Origin of the sequence: Flavobacterium sp. H4147 (assembly GCF_029360735.1) — a bacterium.
In the GTDB taxonomy this organism is placed as follows: Bacteria; Bacteroidota; Bacteroidia; order Flavobacteriales; family Flavobacteriaceae; genus Flavobacterium; species Flavobacterium endoglycinae.
Map to the genome: position 1 here is coordinate 88,357 of NZ_JARKNB010000005.1, position 17,901 is coordinate 106,257.

The following is a 17,901-nucleotide window of genomic DNA, read 5'->3' on the forward strand; positions in this document are numbered from 1 at the left end:
ATTTTATTTTTGTTGACTTCTAAAAAAATGAGTTTCAAAGATAGTAGAATTTCCTACATTATCAACCACTTCCATTTTTAAAAAGTTTTCACCTTCAGTCAAATACTGATCGTCAAAAGTGTGGGTAATTTTTCGCGTTTTATTTTCATATTCAAACAGCACCCAGCTTCCGTTTAAATATCCATTATAAGATTTAATTCCCGATAAAGAATCTCCTATTGTAAACTCAATTTTCTTTTGATCGCTAATCCATTTTCCTTCAACTGGTTTTGTAATTTTTATAACTGGCGGAATCGTATCTAAAACTAAACCGTATGTACCCAGTATTTTTGCTTTGGCAGTAAAAACATCTCCTTTTCGTATTGTTCCGTTATAACTCGTTCCTTTTCCTATATAAAGTTTATCACGCAAAGATTCCGGATAAATTGAATCTTTTATCGTAATGGTAAAATTAGAATGTACCGGAACTGTATCATCATGAATATATATTTTGTTATTTCGAACATCAAAATTCATATTAAAATCGTCATAGAAAGTTCCGGCTGGAAAGAAAACTGACATGTTGTCTTTTTCGAAATTGGTATCTCTATTGTATTTTACAAAATATTTTGACGTTACAGGTTCTTCAGGAACAAGCGGTGTTGCCGTATCGTATTCAATTGGTACCGTAATCGAATTTAAATTTCCAAAATAATCTGAAACTTCAATTCTATACATCGAAGTAAGATTAGGCTGAGCAGAAATTATACCTCGCAAAGAATCTGTTTTGATGATACTTAACGCAAAAGGTGTTTTCATAAAAAGTTTTTGAACACGCTGTCCCGTTTTTTTGTATCGGTAATAATCGATAAAAGCATTTATATAACGCATTTCATCAAACGAATAGGTATTAAACTGATAGTTATAATTTTGATTTCCGTTTAAAAAAGTCGAAACGTTAAAAACACCATTTTTATTAAACGAAACATCATCAGTATCTACAGCATTGATTCCAAAACCTATTTTACCATTTGTTTTTACTTTTGAAGCCAAATAAGTTCCGTCTTTTTGAAGTGCCATATTTACCAGCAAAGGTTGTTTTGACTGATTGACCGTGGCATTATCCAGCGGATAGACATATAAACTTGACAATGTTGGTTTTTTAGTATCTTTTATATTTTGGTCAAAGCCAAAGAAAATCGGATTGATTACAAATTCGGTTTTGGTATCTCGGATTTCAAAATGAAGATGCGGTCCTTCTGAAGAACCTGTATTTCCTGAAAGTGCAATTAATTGGCCTTTTGTCACTGGAAGTTCACCAGGTTTTGGAAACATTTCAATTTCATAGGCCTTCTCTTGGTAATGCGTTTTTTTTACATAATCTTGAATAGGCCCTATTGTAGCCGACAAATGTCCGTAAACAGAAGTATAACCATTTGGATGCGTTATGTAAATACATTTGCCATTTCCAAAAGTTGAAATTTTGATACGAGACACATAGCCATCAGCAATTGCATACACATTTAATCCTTCACGCTGATTTGTTTTTAAGTCAAAACCGGCATGAAAATGATTTGGTCGTAATTCGCCAAAATTTCCCGAAAGCTGCATAGGAATATCAAGCGGCGGTCGAAAATAATCTTTAGGATATTGTGTCTGGGCAGATAGAAAACAGCTAACAAAAAAGGCAAGTACAGGTAATTTCATAAAGTAACATTTTTGCTAAGATAAAAAATTAACAGGTAAAAACCGAAGATAAAGTGATCAAAAACACAATTAATTGAATTTCATTCGTTTGTCTATTTTTAATGCAAAAAAATCCAGAAAAAATTGCATTAATAAAAAGGAATATTAACTTTGTAGGATTAAGTAATGAATAGGATTTATAATGAGTGTAATTGCCGAAATAATTGATACTCTTGAATATAAAGTCGAAAAGCTTTTTGAAAAATCAAAAGGCCTGGAGAAAAACAATCAGGAATTACGATTAGAATTAGCCAAAGCCGTGCAAATTATCCAGAAACAATCTGAAGAAATGGAAGCTTTGAAAAAGCAATATGAAACACTTAAGATAGCCAATTCGTTGCTTGGCAGCGACAATAACAAGAGAGAGACAAAGCTTAAAATAAATTCATTAATTCGCGAAATTGATTACTGTATAGCACAACTATCAGATTAAAGATATGGACGGAAAGCTTAGAATTAAAATATCAATTGCCGACCGTGTTTACCCTTTAACGGTTGAACCGGCACAGGAAGAAGGACTTAGAAGCGCCTCAAAAAAAATTGATGCTATGATTAAGCAATTCGAAGAAAATTACGCGGTACGTGACAAACAAGATGTATTAGCCATGTGCGCACTGCAGTTTGCATCGCAGGTGGAACAAAAACAAATTGATAACGCAATCGATGGAGAAGAGACTATCGAAAGAATTAAAAGATTAAATTCGCTTTTAGATCAATATCTCGAAAAATAAACGTTCTTTACAAGAAACTAAGATACTGCCTACATTAGTTCACAATTGGTAAACTCAACACTAACAATTTAGAATGAGCAAATCGTCGCTACTATAGTATGCCCTCCTTCTGGCTGGGAAACTTGAACAGTGAGTTAGCTCAAAACTTGTCTTTACGAGTTTATACAAGCAATTAATGTAGGCTTTTTTTATATATAAACCCTAATAAACATGGACACCATAACGATCATTATTGGTATTGTAGGTATTGCAGCTGGTTTTGCAATAGCTAAAATTATCGAGAAAAGTAATATTTCAAACCTAATCAAAAACGCTAAAAAAGAAGCTGCTTCAATCTTGAAAGATGCTAATTTAGAGGCCGAAAATATTAAAAAAGATAAAATTCTTCAGGCAAAAGAGCGTTTTATCGAGTTAAAAGCAGAGCACGAACAAGTTATTTTAGCAAGAGACAAAAAAGTCGCTGAAGTAGAAAAAAGAGTGCGTGATAAAGAATCTCAAGTTTCTAATGAGCTTTCGAAAGCCAAAAAAGTAAATGACGAATTTGAGGCTAAAACGGCTGAATACATCAATAAAATTGAAGTTTTAGACAAAAAACAAGCAGAAGTAGACAAATTACATAAAAGCCAATTACAACAACTTGAAGTAATTTCGGGCCTATCTGCGGAAGAAGCAAAAGAACAGCTGGTAGAAGGTTTAAAAGCTGAAGCTAAAAGCAAAGCAATGTCTCATATTCAAGAAACTATTGAAGAGGCAAAACTTACGGCGCAACAAGAAGCGAAAAAAATCATTATCAATACCATCCAACGTGTAGGAACTGAAGAAGCAGTAGAAAACTGTGTTTCTGTTTTCAACATTGAATCTGACGATGTAAAAGGACGTATCATTGGTCGTGAAGGTCGTAACATTAGAGCTCTTGAAGCTGCAACTGGTGTTGAAATTATTGTAGACGATACTCCTGAAGCAATCATACTTTCTTGTTTTGATCCTGTTCGTAGAGAAATTGCTCGTTTGTCTTTACACAAATTAGTGACTGACGGACGTATTCACCCTGCTCGTATTGAAGAAGTAGTTGCTAAAACAGCAAAACAAATCGACGATGAAATTATAGAAGTAGGTAAACGTACTGTAATCGACTTAGGAATTCACGGTTTACACCCAGAATTAATTAAAGTAGTTGGTCGAATGAAATACCGTTCTTCTTACGGACAAAACTTATTGCAGCACTCAAGAGAAGTTTCTAAACTTTGCGGTATCATGGCAGCTGAATTAGGACTAAACGTAAAACTGGCAAAAAGAGCAGGTTTACTACACGATATTGGAAAAGTGCCTGATACAGAAAGTGATTTACCACACGCTTTATTAGGAATGCAGTGGGCTGAGAAATACGGAGAAAAAGACGAAGTATGCAACGCTATTGGAGCTCACCACGACGAGATTGAAATGAAATCATTACTTTCTCCAATTGTTCAGGTTTGTGATGCTATTTCAGGAGCAAGACCGGGAGCAAGACGTCAGGTATTAGACTCATACATTCAGCGTTTGAAAGATCTTGAAGATGTAGCTTACGGATTCAGCGGAGTTAAAAATGCTTATGCCATCCAAGCAGGTAGAGAGCTTCGTGTAATTGTAGAGAGTGAAAAAGTTTCTGATGATAACGCTGCAAACTTATCATTTGAAATTTCTCAAAAAATTCAAACTGAAATGACTTATCCAGGTCAAGTTAAAGTAACTGTAATTAGAGAAACCAGAGCAGTTAATATTGCGAAGTAATCTTTAAACTATAAAATAATAAAGGCTGTCAAATGACAGCCTTTATTATTTTATACAATTTACAGCTTTAAGCATCATTAAAAACAATTTTAAAGCTCGTTCCTACTCCTACTTCACTTTCAACAGAAACCGTTCCTTTTATCGCTTCAATTTGATTTTTGGTAATATACAGTCCTATTCCGCGTGCTTCGTCGTGTTTGTGAAACGTTTTATACATTCCAAACAATAAATCGCCGTAAACCTTTAAATCGATTCCTAAACCATTATCGGTAATTTTTAAAGATTTATAGCCTTCTGGTTCAATTCCAAAATCAAACACTATTACAGGATCACGATCAGGATGTCCATATTTAATGGCATTAGTGGTAAAGTTCAACAAAACACTTTCCAAATATGCAGGATTAAAGTTAATTGCTACATATTCTGGGACATTATTTACAATCGTTACTTTTTTCTGCTTATTATATCCTTTTATGGTTGATATGGTTTTTTCAATATACTCAGAAAGCTTTAATGGCATTACTACAATATTAATATTGCTCTGCGTTTTCACAATCTGCGTCAGATTTGAGATTGTATCGTTTAGATCATTTGAAACCGTGCGTAAATGTTCCAGCATTTCTGTTACGGTTTCCTTATCGCCATCAGCATCAATAAAATCTAAAATAGACTTTATATTTCCGGCTTGTGTATTTAAATTATGAGAAACAATATGCGAAAAATTCAACAGTCGGCTATTTTGATCGCTATACAGTTTCATGGTTTTTAAAAGCTCTAATTCTTTCTCTTTTTGTAGAGAAACATCGGTATGGGTTCCAATAACTCGTAATGGTTTTCCATTTTCATCTCTGCTGATAACTTTTCCTCTATCTAAAATCCATTTGTAATTACCACTTGAAGTCATTACACGATGGTAATTCTCATAATACGGAATTTTATTCTCGAAATGTTCTTTAATATCCGAATAATATTTGGGAAGATCATCTGGATGCACAATTTTATCCCAGCGTTCTGGTTCATCAAAAATATCTGCTGATTCTAATTCTAATATTTTCAAAGATAATGAGGAATAAAAAACCCTGTTCGTTACCATATCCCAATCCCAGATTCCAACAGTTGAAGCATCAAGAGCAAACTGGAAACGCTCTTCTGAAATACGCAGTTTTTCTTCTTTATCTTTTAATTCCGTTATATCCGAAACATGCCCATAAAAGATTACTTTTTTTTCCGGCGACAATTCTGTTTTGGCAGAAACTTTAAACCAGCGAAGTCCTTTTTTAGGCAAAAGAGCTCTAAATTCAATTTCCCACGGAATAATCTCTTTTTTAGACTTTACCAAAGACTGAAAAAACTTTTCCCTGTCTTGAGGAAAAACTCTATCGTAAATAGTAAACTTAATATCGTCTGTAAATTCTTTTAGCGGAAGCTCAAAAATATCGTCAACAGATTTGCTGACCAAAGGAAAAGTGTAGTGATTATTAGTGTCAATCACAAATTGGAAAAGCAGGTCAGGCATTTCAGCAAATAATTTTCTATAAAATTTATTTACCTCCAGGCAATCCTCATTATTATATAAATCAAAAACCATATACTGCAGTTTAAGTCAATAATATCAAAAACGAAGCCATGAAAAAACATGATTAATTTTTGTTTTTTAATTTCCTTACTACTTTAAAAATCCAATACAAGATATTAAATTTTGATCTAAAAACTGCCCGTTTAGTAAGAAAATTATTTCCTCGGATGATACGAATGCATCACTTCTTTTAGAAAACTTCTATCTAAATGCACGTATATTTCTGTGGTTGTGATAGATTCATGTCCAAGCATTAATTGGATCGATCTTAAATCTGCGCCATTTTCCAGCAAATGTGTTGCAAATGAATGCCGCAAAGTATGCGGACTTATGCTTTTTTTAAGGTTAATTTTAACTGCCAGATCTTTTATGATGGTAAAAATCATCGCACGTGTGAGCTGATTTCCTCTTCGGTTTAAGAACAAAGTATCTTCACAGCCTTTTTTAATATTAAGATGAACTCTAACCTGATTTTGATAAATCTCAATATATTTTTGTGTCAATTTCCCAATTGGAACGAAACGTTCTTTATTACCCTTTCCAGTAATTTTCATAAAACCTTCATCAAAAAACAAATCAGAAATTTTAAGAGCAACCAATTCCGAAACTCGAAGACCACATCCATACAACGTTTCGAGCATTGCTCTGTTCCGTTCCCCTTCGTTACTGCTTAAATCAATAGCATCAATTAAAGCATCAATATCTTTAACAGATAATGTATCAGGAAGTTTTCGTCCGGTTTTTGGACTTTCAATTAATTCTAAAGGACTGTCGTTTCGATAATCTTCAAAAATCAGATAATTAAAAAAGCTTTTTAATCCCGAAATGATTCGAGCCTGCGAACGTGGATTTACTTCTTTGGAAACAGAATATATAAACTGCTGAATAGTTTCATCGGTAATTTTTACAGGCGAAACATCAATTTGATTGGTTTCTAAAAAAAGATATAATCTTTCGATATCAAAACAATAATTATCGATTGTATTTTTAGACAAGCCGCGTTCAATTCGCAGATACGACTGATAGTCTTTTATATAATTATTCCATTTCATATTTACAAAGTAAAACATTTTTGAGTATAAAAAAACCTTCCAAATTTGGAAGGTTTAAATTATTTTAAAAATATTGAAATTAGAATTTATAAGCTGCATAGATTGCAAATACGCTATTCTTTGGACTATCTAAATATTGGTCCACATTATCTGCATCATAATCGCCAACATTTGACAAACCTACTGTATATCTTGCACCAACAGAAAAATTATCAGTAATATTAAACCCAGCACCAAAATTAAAACCAAGATCTACAGATTTGTAAGCATCTTTAACATCGGTACCGTCACTTTTTGCAGAAACAAGAAATCCTAACTGTGGACCTGCTTCAACAGTAAATTTTTTAGTTACATAAAACTTTGCCAATACTGGAATATTTATGTAATTCATTTTAAGATCAATGTCATTATTATTTCCAATTCTGTTAAATTTTGCTCCTTGTGTAGAGAACAAAAGTTCAGGTTGAATAGCCAATCTCTCTATAATTTTAATTTCGGCAAAACCTCCTAGTTGAAAACCAACCAAAGCTTCAGAATCATTATCTCCACTAAAACTTGTGATGTTAAGACCACCTTTTACTCCAAATCTTGTTTGTTGTGCGTTTGCAAAACCAAATGCCAAAATAGCAATTGCTAATAAAATAATTTTCTTCATGTCATTTCTTTTTTTGGGTTAAATTTTGATATTCAGTAATCAAATATAAAAATATTCTTCATAAAAAATTATTTTTATTTAACAAAAAAAGTAGTAATAAGAAGCGTAATGTGATTCGATAATGAATGGAACAAGAAAATAAAAAAGCCCTTTTCAAACGAAAAGAGCCTTTCTAATTAACTAAATTTTTTTTTAACCCTAGAATTTGTAAACAACTCCAAAAGTTACGGCTCTTAAATCAGTTCCAAAGTTAAAACTGTTAGTTTTATCAGCACCATGACCTCCATTGTTGTTAACACTATATCCTAAACCAAGCCAAGTAGCTTCGATTGCAAAATGGTTTGATAAGAAATAGCTTAAACCTAAACCAACATTCGCTCCAAACTCGTTTGATTTAAAATCGCTTGGTTTTTCTTTCAAGGTAGTAAAATCAATACCAGCCTGACCATACACAGAGAACTGAGATGCAGGAGTGAAATAGTATCTACCAAATGCCCCAGCTGTAAAATTATTGGTTTTGTCTTCACCAATTTTTGTGGTTCCAAAACCTAATTTTGCTCCAATTGCAATATTTTCAGACACAAAGTAACCTACTCTTGGTTCAATTATAAAACCATTAGCTTTAGCATCTCCCTCTTTTGTTGAATGTACATTTAAAGCACCAGAAATAAATGCATCTCCTTTTGAAAACCCAGTTGTTTGTGCATTAGCAAATGCAAAACCCAATACTGCAATAGCAGTTAAAAAAATTTTTTTCATGATTTTATTTTTAATTACGATGCCAAAAGTAGTTTTATACTTACAAGAAAACAGCCCCAATAAGTGCAGAAAATATTAAAATAAGACAGAATTGCACTACAATAAAAGTGTTGATTTTCAAATATTTAACAAACAACCATGCTTCTGAAGCCCTGTAAGACATGAAAAAGTGAGAATTTTAATAATTTTATTATGTCTTATATAAAACAATAAATTCTAAAAAATGTAGTTTTGAATCATAGAATAATTAATACCAAACACTAAAAAACATTTTTGTATGAAAAAAATACTTTTAGCAGCTGTATTGTTCATTGCAACAACAGCTACAATCCAAGCACAGTTTGTACAAATCGGGGTAAAAGCCGGGGTTAACTTTGCTAACCAAACAGGCGGTTCCAGCTTCGACGGAATCTCTGTTGATAAAAAAGGTATCACTAGCTACCACGGTGGTTTAGTCGCAGAACTTAAGTTATTAGAAAAATTCTCTATTCAGCCAGAGCTTTTGTACACTACACAAGGTGCAGAATACAAAAGTGCTGTACAGGATTTTAAAAACGAATTAGGATACATTGCAATTCCTGTTATGGCAAAAATCTACATGACAAAATCTCTTAGCTTAGAACTTGGTCCACAAGCCTCATTTCTTGTAAGCAATAAAAAAGAATTTGATGCTGCAGATCCAAAAACATTTGATTTCTCGCTTAATGCAGGTCTAGGATTAAAAGTTGTGGGAGGTCTTTTTGTTCAAGCTCGTTACGGAATAGGTTTGACTGAAGTTTCAAAAGAAGCTGATTTTAAAAACTCTGTATTCCAACTTTCAGCTGGATACATGTTCTAAAATATATCACATACTTTTACAAAAACCGCTCTATTTATTTGGAGCGGTTTTTTTATTTTTACACTTAATTGTGAAATGATTATTGTAAAATGCATTCACATCAGCTTAATTTAAAAACTTAATTACTCATGAAAATCTGCATTATCAACGGGCCAAATTTGAATCTTTTAGGAAAACGTGAACCTGAAGTTTATGGAAGCCAGACTTTTGAAGATTACTTTGAAATTTTAAAAGAGAAATTCCCAAACATCGAACTTTCTTACTATCAAAGTAATATCGAAGGCGAATTGATTGGAAAAGTTCAGGAATGCGGTTTTACGTTTGACGGAATTATTTTAAATGCAGGTGCTTACACACACACTTCTATAGGTTTGGGCGATGCTATAAAAGCCGTAACCACTCCAGTTATTGAAGTGCATATTTCGAATACATACGCACGCGAAAGTTTCAGACATCAATCTTATTTATCAGGAAATGCAAAAGGCGTTATTTTAGGTTTCGGATTAAAAAGCTACGAACTTGCAATTCAGTCTTTCCTATAAGCGTTATTTAACAAATTATTAATAAGCTCATTTTCGAGTTGTTTTATTTTTGTAAGAGAAACCACTTACATGAAAAACATTATTTTATCTGCCCTATTACTTTTTTCAGTTTTCAGTTCTGCTCAAATCAAAGGCACAATTACTGATGAGAAAGGAAATCCACTGCCATTTGTTTCTGTTTTTGAAGAAGGAACTTATAGAGGAACTACTTCAAATGAACAAGGTCAGTATCAATTACAGGTAAAAGAAATAGGAAAGAATAAAATCGTTTTTCAATATCTTGGATTCAAAACTCAAAAAATAACAGTTTCTCCAGATTCAAAAAACTTGACTTTGGATATAAAAATGCAGGAAGAAAGCTTTTCATTAAATGAAGTTGTTATTGATCCCAAAAATAATCCTGCAAATGCCATTATTAAAAGTGCCATTGCCAACAGAAAAGAAAATTCTGAGAAAACATCGCGGTTTACAGCAGATTTCTATTCAAAAGGAATTTTGAAAGTAAAAGATTTACCTAAAAAAATCCTCGGCCAGAAAATCGATCTCGGTCCTGATTTATCTTCCAATTTAGATTCTACCGGAACTGGAATTTTATATTTATCCGAAACCCTTTCAAAAATTTCATTCCAGAAACCCGATAAACTAAAAGAAACAATTATTGCTTCTAAAATATCAGGAAACAATAATGGCTTCAGCTATAATACAGCTGCATTATCAACTTATGATTTTTACGATAACACGTTAGAATTTGATGTAAATCTAATTTCTCCAATTGCGAGTAATGCTTTTAATTACTACAAATACAAACTCGAAGGAAGTTTTTATGATGATAATAAACATCAGATTTATAAAATTAAAGTTATTCCAAAACGCGACAAAGAACCAGTTGTTGAAGGTTATATTTATATAGTCGATGACAGTTTTGCTATTTATGCCTTGGATGTAGATATCAAAGGGTATCGAGTGAAAAATGAATTTACTGAAGTAATGAACCTAAAACAAAGCTTCAGTTATAATGCCGAAAACAAAATATGGTCAAAAAATGCACAAACACTTTCTTTTAATGCTGGAGGTTTTGGTGTAAAATTTTCAGGACAGTTTAATTATGTGTATTCGAATTATGAATTTCCAGATTCATTTTCTAAAAAAACATTTGGAAACGAAATCGTAGCTTTTGATTTAAATGCCAATAAAAAAGACAATGCTTTCTGGAATGAAATCCGTCCGATACCTTTAACACTTGAAGAAAGTACAGATTACACTAAAAAAGATAGTCTGCAGATCATTCGAAAATCTAAAAAATATACAGATTCAATTGATGCTAAAAATAATAAATTTAAAGTTTGGGACATTCTTCGAGGTTATGATTACAAGAACACTTTTAAAAAATACTCTTTTAAATACGACGGATTATTAAATCTGACCTCTTTGAGTTTTAATACCGTTCAGGGTTTTAATTTGGATTCTGGTTTTTCTTTTAAAAAATGGAATGAAGAAAACGGAAAAACAACATCTTTAAGCACCACATTTAATTATGGTTTTTCAGATGAGCGTTTGCGTGTTATTGGCGAATTCAGTCATCGCTTTAACAATATCAACTACGCAACGATTTATGTTTCGGGCGGAACAAAAACAGCTCAATTCAATAGCGCAGAACCTATTACAAAATTTGTCAATTCTATAAGTTCTTTATTTTTTAAAGATAATTATATAAAATTGTACAACCTTGAATTTACTCAAATCAGTTATACGCAAGATATTGCAAACGGAATTAATCTGAATGCAAAATTGGGTTATGAACAGCGAAAACCGCTTTTTAATACAACTGATTATTCTTTCTTCAAAAGAGACGACATTTATTCTTCTAATAATCCGCTTGCGCCGAATGATTTCAATACTCCTGCATTTGATCCGCATCATTTGATAAAAACAGGTTTAAATGCCCGAATTAATTTTGGAAACAAATACATTTCAAGACCTGATGGAAGGTATAATTTTAAAGATGAAAAATATCCGACAATCTTTCTAGCTTTCGAAAAAGCATTTGCAGCCAGCGAAAAAAAATATGAATTTGAAAGAATCGGCGCTGCCGTTCAATATGACTTAAAATTAGACAATAAAGGTGTTTTAGGAATGAATCTTAAAGCGGGTAAATTCTTTAATGCTGAAAATATCTCGTTTATAGATTACAGACACTTCAATGGAAACCAAACTCATATTGGAACAACTGACCGATATTTGAATGTTTTTAATTTAATGCCTTATTATACCAATAGTACAAATGATCGTTATTTTGAAATGCATTTAGAGCACAATGACATGGGTTATATCATGAATAAAATTCCGCTTTTGAACCTTTTAAAATCGACCATGAATATTGGATTTCATTCTTTGGCTATTCCAGACAGAAAACCTTATTCTGAATTTACAGTTGGTTTAGACAATTTAGGTTTCGGAAAATTTAAACTTTTCAGAGTTGATTATGTACATTCTTACCAAGCTGGCGTACAACAAAATGGCGTTGTGTTTGGATTGAAGATTTTAAATGTATTAGATTAGAGGTTCAAAGTGACAAAGCTACAAAAGCTCAAAGTTATTAGTACCTTATAAAAAAAATATCCGCTTAAATCTTTATCTCTGATTTCACAAAGATTTTACAGATTTAAGCGGATATTTTTTTGATTCTCTTTGTGCGTGCTTCGACTTCGCTAAGCCTGACAAAAATATGATTTTCAATAGAAAAAAAACCTTTGTTCCTTATCACCTCAGAACCTTTGTCCCTTTGTTCCTTTGAACCTCTAACAATGATAATCATCTGGTTCAATATGAATCAAAACATGACCCAATTGCGGAATTTCTTCTTTTAATTTATCTTGAAGTTTATGCGAAAGATCGTGTCCTTCTTTTACAGAAATTTTTGCCGAAACAATAGCATGAAGATCGACATGATAACGCATTCCGGCTTTTCGGATGTAACACTTTTCAGTTCCAAGAATTCCCGGAACTTTCAAAGAAACAACACGAATTTCTTCTACTAAATCATCATTAAGATTTTCATCCATGATTTCACCAAGCGCCGGTCTGAAAATTTTATAACTATTATACAGAATGAAAAATGCTGCAAAAAGCGCAGCCCAATCATCTGCAGATTCATAGCCTTTTCCCATAACCAAGGCAACCGTAATTCCGATAAATGCGGCTACCGAAGTTATAGCATCGCTGCGATGATGCCAGGCATCAGCAGCTAAAGAACTACTGTTTGTTTGTCGGCTTCGTTTCATTACCAATCGGAACGAATATTCTTTCCAGATAATAATAGCACCTAAAACATATAATGTCCAAGATTTAGGCAACTCATGTGAAGTTCCAATATTGGCAATACTTTCGTAACCAATAATAGTTGCCGAAGTAATTAAAAATCCCACAACCAAAAACGTAATCAGCGGTTCTGCACGACCGTGACCGTAAGGATGATTTTCATCTGCCGGTTTATTCGAATATTTAATTCCGAATAAAACCAAAAATGACGAAAATATATCTGTAGTTGACTCAATTGCATCTGCAATCAAGGCATATGAATTGCCAAAAAAACCTGCAAGACCTTTTACAAGGGCCAAGCAGGTATTTCCAACTATACTAAAGATAGTAGCTTTTATAGCTTTTTGTTCGTTTGTCATTTAACGGACATTAATTTTTTTTTTCGCCACGAATTCACGAATTTATATTTTCAAAAAATTATTAAAAATAATTCGTGAATTCGTGGCTATTTCAATTAAGCTCTTACGATTTTAGCGCCAATTGCTCTTAAGCGCTCATCGATACGCTCGTATCCACGATCGATTTGCTCGATATTTTGGATTGTACTTGTTCCCTTTGCAGAAAGCGCGGCAATTAATAATGAAATTCCCGCACGAATATCAGGAGAAGACATTGTTGTTGCTTTTAATTGAGATTCGAAATTATGCCCCATAACAACAGCTCTGTGCGGATCACATAACATAATTTTTGCTCCCATATCGATTAATTTATCCACGAAGAATAAACGGCTTTCGAACATTTTTTGGTGAATTAAAACATCTCCTTTTGCCTGCGTTGCCACAACCAAAACAATACTTAATAAGTCAGGTGTAAATCCTGGCCAAGGCGCATCGGCAATAGTTAAGATAGAACCATCGATATCTGTTTTTACTTCATATCCATCTTTGTGAGCTGGAATGTAAATATCATCATTACGTTTCTCGATTGTAATACCTAATTTTCTAAAAGTGTTCGGAATTAAACCTAAATTCTCCCAGCTAACATTTTTGATTGTAATTTCGCTTTTTGTCATAGCCGCAAGACCAATCCAAGAACCAATTTCGATCATATCTGGAAGAATCGTGTGCTCGCATCCTCCAAGAGTTTCAACACCTTCAATTGTCAATAAGTTAGAACCAACTCCAGTAATTTTAGCACCCATAGAGTTTAACATTTTACACAATTGTTGTAAATATGGTTCGCAGGCAGCGTTGTAAACGGTAGTTCTTCCTTTAGCCAAAACAGCCGCCATTACAATGTTTGCTGTTCCAGTTACAGATGCTTCATCTAAAAGCATATCTGTTCCTTGAAGACCTTCCTCAGGAGTTTCAACTCCATAAAAGTGATCTTCTCTGTTATATCTAAATTTTGCTCCAAGGTTTATAAAACCTTCAAAGTGAGTATCTAATCTACGACGTCCAATTTTATCTCCTCCTGGTTTTGGGATATACCCTTTTCCAAAACGAGCCAAAAGCGGTCCAACAATCATAATAGAACCGCGAAGTGCTCCTCCTTCTTTTTTGAAAGCTTCGGTTTCTAAATATCCAACATTAACTTCATCTGCCTGAAATGTAATTGATCCCGGCTCATTACGTTGAATTTTAACCCCTAAATTACCCAATAAAGTGATTAATTTATTGATGTCTATAATATCAGGAATGTTATTAATTTTTACTTTCTCTCCTGTCAGCAGCACGGCACATAAAATTTGTAACGCCTCATTTTTTGCTCCTTGTGGAGTAATTTCTCCTTTTAAAGGTGTCCCTCCTTCGATTTTAAAAATTCCCATAGATTGTTTTTAGGTTCTAAGGCCCTGAGATTCTAAGGTTCTAAGCTAAATCTTAGTTCCTTAGCTTCTTAGCTCCTTTTTACTTTTGATTATTGTTTTTTTTGAAAATTCTTTTTTTGGCCGCCTTTATTGTTTTTATTATTCTGCGGTTTTGTTTGTCCGCCAGAAGCTGTTTTATTTGACACACGTTTGTTAGTACGCATTAAATCTGTCGTATTTAAAAGCTCTTCTGTACTATGCAGCAAGTTGATTTTTCCTCCAGACAATTCGTATAAGTGTTCAAAAATCACATCATCTTTTACGGTGTCTTTATTCCAGCTTAGGAAAGATTTTTTCATATGATTGGCAATGACCATTACCAATGCATTTTTCATTTCACCTTCTTCCCATTTATTGGCAACATCAATCATGTATTTGATATTGTTACCATAAAATCTGTATTTTGGAAAATTCTGCGGATATTGTAAAGTCTCTGGTTTTAACTGCAATACATCTCTTGACGGAATTGGATATGGAGATTCAACATTCAATTTAAAATCAGACATTATAAAAAGCTGATCCCATAATTTATGTTGAAAATCTGGAACGTCACGCAAATGCGGATTTAAGCTTCCCATGACCTGAATGATGTATTTTGCAGCTTTATTGCGCGTTTCATCATCTTCAATTACAGTAGCCTGATCGATCAATTTTTGTAAATGACGACCATATTCAGGAATTATCAAACGTTGTCTTTCAGAATTGTATTCTAAATTGTAAACAACGTCACTTGCGGCTTCTCTTTTATATTTTTCGATCATAGGTTTATAATGAAACTATACCTTCAATAGTAGAAACTTCTTTGTATTTGCTAATCACATCGTCTGAGCTGTGCATTGTAACATCTACAGAAACGCTTGTAAATTTACCGGTTTTTGATTTTGTTGTTTTAATCACCGCTCCCATTCTGTCAAAAGCTTTTTCCACTCTCTCTACATTGTCGGCAACAGATGGCACAATGAATTTATACAAATATTCTGCTGGCCAGGTGTTTGCGTTATCAAGCTCTAATTTTAATCTTTCGTAAAATTCGGCTGTATTTTTTTCGTTATCGTTCTCCATTCGTAATTAAAAATAAACGCAAATATACGGTTTTGATTTCAGATTTATGATTTTAGATTTTAGATTTTTTGACTCTAAAAAACGAGTCTTTTTTTAGCCACAAATTCACGAATTTTCATCTATTTTTTTGGACTAAAATTTCAATTTCACGAATTTTAGTTAACTTGGCGAATCAAAAAAATAAAATGCGTGAATTCATGGCTGAAAACCTTGACGCGATCAAAACCTCATTACAATGAAAAAAATCTTTTTTTTACTTCTCGTTATTATTTCATTAAATTCCGCAAAAGCGCAAGAAGTCAAAACCCTAACTTACTTCCAAAACGACACTTTAAAACTAGATTTAGATTTATATCTGCCGAAGAAAAAGGCTGGTGAAAAAATTCCGTTGATCATGTTTGCTTTTGGAGGCGGATTTTCGGGTGGAGAACGCACAAGCGAAAAAGAGTTTGGTTTGTTCATGGCCAGAAACGGATATGCCGTTGCCAGTATTTCATACAGTTTATACATGAAAGGAAAAGATTTTGGCTGTAAAGGAATTTTAACCGAAAAAATAAAAGCAATTCAAATTGGCGTAAGCGATATGTGGCAGGCAACCGGATATCTTATTGAGAACGCTGACAAATACAATCTTGATACTTCAAAAATATTCATTTCTGGAATCAGCGCTGGCGCCGAAATTGGCTTTCATGCTTCTTTCTGGGATTATAAATTGATGAATTTATACAAAAGCAATCTACCCGAAAATTTTAGATACAAAGGTTTTATTGGAGGTTCAGGAGCGATTCAGGACATTAATTTAATTACAAAAGAAAAAGCAATTCCGATGTTGTTGGCGCACGGAAATAATGATGACACTGTTCCATACAGCGCAGGCTCGCATCGTTCGTGCCCTACAAATGCTTCGGGCTGGCTGATTCTTTTCGGTTCGTATGCCGTTTACAATCAAATGAATGATTTACATAAAGATGTCGAACTGATTACTTTCTGCGGAGGTGGCCATGAATTCTCTGGCTATCTTTTCCATCACGGACAGCAATATGTTCTGGATTTTGTAAATGATGTTTTAAACGGTAAAAAGTTTCAATCGCATTTAATTTTTCCTTCTAATAAAAAAGGGAAGGATTCTGGAAAGTATTTGTTTTGTGAATAAATATTTAGAATCATCATGCTATAGTTCCTACGGAACAATATTTTAGTATCGTCATTTTTTTACCAATATTCAACTCGTAAACGAGTTGCTTCTGAATGAACTACAATCATATCTCGTAGAGATTGAATATTTATAGCAAATTTAATTTCACAACATTAAAAAGCTTCAGCGGAGCGACATATTTTGGTTAATTTATATGTCGCTCCGCTGGAGCTTTTTTTGCTTTATACATATATTTTCTATAAATATGTCGTCCCTAAAGGGACTTAAAAGAAGATAGCACTTCCAACTAAAATATCAAGTCTTTCGTTTCTTATAAATATTCTTTTTAATTATAAATAAGTTTAGGTAAATTTGCGCTTTATTTTTAGAATAGTGCAAAAACAAATCATAGTACTCCTTGGCGGCCCTGGTACAGGAAAATCTACACTTATAAACGAATTAGTAGCTCGAGGCTATTGCTGCTACCCAGAAATTTCTAGAGAAGTTACACTCGAAGCTCAAAAAAGAGGTATCGAACAATTATTCTTGGAACAGCCTTTATTATTTAGCGAAATGTTGCTTGAAGGTCGTATTGAGCAGTTTAAAAATGCCAAAGAAGAAACTGACAATGTCGTTTTTATTGATCGAGGAATCCCAGATGTTGTCGCTTATATGGATTATATTGGTGATGAATATCCAGAGCATTTCACAAAAGCTTGTGAGGATTACAAATATTCTAAAACTTTTATTTTACCGCCTTGGGAAGAAATTTATCAAAGTGACAAAGAGCGTTATGAAAATTTCGAACAGGCATTGGAAATTCAGAAATATCTAATCGAAACTTATAAAAAATACGGTTACGATTTAATTGAAGTTCCAAAAGACACGGTTGAAAACAGAATTCTTTATATCTTAGACAAAATTTAGCAGC

At 33.1% G+C, this 17,901-nt stretch carries 17 protein-coding genes; 8 read left to right on the forward strand and 9 right to left on the reverse strand.

From position 1 onward, the window contains the following. Positions 1-3: 3 nt before the first annotated feature. A complete protein-coding gene (locus P2W75_RS20695; protein ID WP_276381931.1) occupies positions 4-1,686 on the reverse strand; it encodes a M23 family metallopeptidase in 1,683 nt (560 codons plus the stop codon). A gap of 181 nt (positions 1,687-1,867) precedes the next feature. On the opposite strand from P2W75_RS20695, the gene P2W75_RS20700 reads away from it, so the two are divergent. From P2W75_RS20700 to rny, 3 genes are all read left to right on the forward strand, one after another. Continuing rightward, positions 1,868-2,158: a hypothetical protein gene (locus tag P2W75_RS20700; RefSeq protein ID WP_276381932.1), complete on the forward strand. Its 291-nt coding sequence runs from the start codon at positions 1,868-1,870 to the stop codon at positions 2,156-2,158. Positions 2,159-2,162: 4 nt separating this feature from the next. Continuing rightward, positions 2,163-2,456 (forward strand): cell division protein ZapA, encoded by a 294-nt coding sequence (locus P2W75_RS20705; protein WP_207294887.1) that lies wholly within the window; start codon positions 2,163-2,165, stop codon positions 2,454-2,456. A gap of 210 nt (positions 2,457-2,666) precedes the next feature. Further along, positions 2,667-4,226: a ribonuclease Y gene (gene rny, locus P2W75_RS20710; protein WP_207294886.1), complete on the forward strand. Its 1,560-nt coding sequence runs from the start codon at positions 2,667-2,669 to the stop codon at positions 4,224-4,226. Between the two features lie 67 nt (positions 4,227-4,293). Here rny and P2W75_RS20715 read toward each other — a convergent pair whose 3' ends face one another. From P2W75_RS20715 to P2W75_RS20730, 4 genes are all read right to left on the reverse strand, one after another. After that, positions 4,294-5,814 (reverse strand): PAS domain-containing protein, encoded by a 1,521-nt coding sequence (locus P2W75_RS20715; RefSeq protein WP_276381933.1) that lies wholly within the window; start codon positions 5,812-5,814, stop codon positions 4,294-4,296. A gap of 143 nt (positions 5,815-5,957) precedes the next feature. Beyond that, entirely contained in the window at positions 5,958-6,854 is an 897-nt protein-coding gene (gene xerD, locus P2W75_RS20720) for a site-specific tyrosine recombinase XerD (RefSeq protein WP_276382135.1), read from the reverse strand. Positions 6,855-6,933: 79 nt separating this feature from the next. Continuing rightward, positions 6,934-7,509, reverse strand: coding sequence for a porin family protein (locus P2W75_RS20725; RefSeq protein ID WP_276381934.1), 576 nt, complete (start codon positions 7,507-7,509; stop codon positions 6,934-6,936). 198 nt (positions 7,510-7,707) lie between these two features. After that, complete coding sequence (locus P2W75_RS20730) at positions 7,708-8,268, reverse strand: outer membrane beta-barrel protein (RefSeq protein ID WP_276381935.1); 561 nt, start codon at positions 8,266-8,268, stop codon at positions 7,708-7,710. A gap of 277 nt (positions 8,269-8,545) precedes the next feature. Here P2W75_RS20730 and P2W75_RS20735 point away from each other — a divergent pair, with 277 nt between their 5' ends. The 3 genes from P2W75_RS20735 (at position 8,546) to P2W75_RS20745 (ending at position 12,207) form a co-directional block, all read left to right on the forward strand. After that, positions 8,546-9,106: a porin family protein gene (locus P2W75_RS20735; RefSeq protein ID WP_207294881.1), complete on the forward strand. Its 561-nt coding sequence runs from the start codon at positions 8,546-8,548 to the stop codon at positions 9,104-9,106. A 128-nt stretch (positions 9,107-9,234) separates the two neighbouring features. Next, a complete protein-coding gene (gene aroQ, locus P2W75_RS20740) occupies positions 9,235-9,648 on the forward strand; it encodes a type II 3-dehydroquinate dehydratase (protein ID WP_207294880.1) in 414 nt (137 codons plus the stop codon). Positions 9,649-9,717: 69 nt separating this feature from the next. After that, a complete protein-coding gene (locus P2W75_RS20745) occupies positions 9,718-12,207 on the forward strand; it encodes a DUF5686 and carboxypeptidase regulatory-like domain-containing protein (protein WP_276381936.1) in 2,490 nt (829 codons plus the stop codon). A 239-nt stretch (positions 12,208-12,446) separates the two neighbouring features. On the opposite strand, the gene P2W75_RS20750 is transcribed toward P2W75_RS20745, so the two are convergent. The 4 genes from P2W75_RS20750 to P2W75_RS20765 all read right to left on the reverse strand — a co-directional run bounded on the left by P2W75_RS20750 (position 12,447) and on the right by P2W75_RS20765 (position 15,835). Next, positions 12,447-13,325, reverse strand: a complete 879-nt coding sequence (locus P2W75_RS20750; protein WP_207294878.1) for a cation diffusion facilitator family transporter — start codon at positions 13,323-13,325, stop codon at positions 12,447-12,449. Positions 13,326-13,420: 95 nt separating this feature from the next. After that, complete coding sequence (murA, locus tag P2W75_RS20755; protein WP_207294877.1) at positions 13,421-14,734, reverse strand: UDP-N-acetylglucosamine 1-carboxyvinyltransferase; 1,314 nt, start codon at positions 14,732-14,734, stop codon at positions 13,421-13,423. 89 nt (positions 14,735-14,823) lie between these two features. Then, positions 14,824-15,534 carry a DUF4290 domain-containing protein gene (locus P2W75_RS20760; protein ID WP_207294876.1) on the reverse strand — a complete coding sequence of 237 codons (711 nt, stop codon included), beginning with the start codon at positions 15,532-15,534 and terminating at the stop codon, positions 14,824-14,826. A 4-nt stretch (positions 15,535-15,538) separates the two neighbouring features. Further along, positions 15,539-15,835, reverse strand: coding sequence for a DUF493 family protein (locus tag P2W75_RS20765; protein WP_207294875.1), 297 nt, complete (start codon positions 15,833-15,835; stop codon positions 15,539-15,541). Positions 15,836-16,070: 235 nt separating this feature from the next. Between P2W75_RS20765 and P2W75_RS20770 the strand changes: the two genes are divergently transcribed. Further along, on the forward strand, positions 16,071-16,988 hold the full coding sequence (locus P2W75_RS20770) for a S9 family peptidase (protein ID WP_276381937.1): 918 nt from the start codon (positions 16,071-16,073) through the stop codon (positions 16,986-16,988). 375 nt (positions 16,989-17,363) lie between these two features. Further along, on the forward strand, positions 17,364-17,897 hold the full coding sequence (locus P2W75_RS20775) for an ATP-binding protein (protein ID WP_276381938.1): 534 nt from the start codon (positions 17,364-17,366) through the stop codon (positions 17,895-17,897). Positions 17,898-17,901: the final 4 nt, after the last annotated feature.

Excerpts from the sequence above, each read along its gene's own strand:
- P2W75_RS20695 (WP_276381931.1), bottom strand. The coding sequence starts at position 1,686 with ATGAAATTACCTGTACTTGCCTTTTTTGTTAGCTGTTTTCTATCTGCC.
- P2W75_RS20700 (WP_276381932.1), top strand. The coding sequence starts at position 1,868 with ATGAGTGTAATTGCCGAAATAATTGATACTCTTGAATATAAAGTCGAA.
- P2W75_RS20705 (WP_207294887.1), top strand. The coding sequence starts at position 2,163 with ATGGACGGAAAGCTTAGAATTAAAATATCAATTGCCGACCGTGTTTAC.
- rny (WP_207294886.1), top strand. The coding sequence starts at position 2,667 with ATGGACACCATAACGATCATTATTGGTATTGTAGGTATTGCAGCTGGT.
- P2W75_RS20715 (WP_276381933.1), bottom strand. The coding sequence starts at position 5,814 with ATGGTTTTTGATTTATATAATAATGAGGATTGCCTGGAGGTAAATAAA.
- xerD (WP_276382135.1), bottom strand. The coding sequence starts at position 6,854 with ATGAAATGGAATAATTATATAAAAGACTATCAGTCGTATCTGCGAATT.
- P2W75_RS20725 (WP_276381934.1), bottom strand. The coding sequence starts at position 7,509 with ATGAAGAAAATTATTTTATTAGCAATTGCTATTTTGGCATTTGGTTTT.
- P2W75_RS20730 (WP_276381935.1), bottom strand. The coding sequence starts at position 8,268 with ATGAAAAAAATTTTTTTAACTGCTATTGCAGTATTGGGTTTTGCATTT.
- P2W75_RS20735 (WP_207294881.1), top strand. The coding sequence starts at position 8,546 with ATGAAAAAAATACTTTTAGCAGCTGTATTGTTCATTGCAACAACAGCT.
- aroQ (WP_207294880.1), top strand. The coding sequence starts at position 9,235 with ATGAAAATCTGCATTATCAACGGGCCAAATTTGAATCTTTTAGGAAAA.
- P2W75_RS20745 (WP_276381936.1), top strand. The coding sequence starts at position 9,718 with ATGAAAAACATTATTTTATCTGCCCTATTACTTTTTTCAGTTTTCAGT.
- P2W75_RS20750 (WP_207294878.1), bottom strand. The coding sequence starts at position 13,325 with ATGACAAACGAACAAAAAGCTATAAAAGCTACTATCTTTAGTATAGTT.
- murA (WP_207294877.1), bottom strand. The coding sequence starts at position 14,734 with ATGGGAATTTTTAAAATCGAAGGAGGGACACCTTTAAAAGGAGAAATT.
- P2W75_RS20760 (WP_207294876.1), bottom strand. The coding sequence starts at position 15,534 with ATGATCGAAAAATATAAAAGAGAAGCCGCAAGTGACGTTGTTTACAAT.
- P2W75_RS20765 (WP_207294875.1), bottom strand. The coding sequence starts at position 15,835 with ATGGAGAACGATAACGAAAAAAATACAGCCGAATTTTACGAAAGATTA.
- P2W75_RS20770 (WP_276381937.1), top strand. The coding sequence starts at position 16,071 with ATGAAAAAAATCTTTTTTTTACTTCTCGTTATTATTTCATTAAATTCC.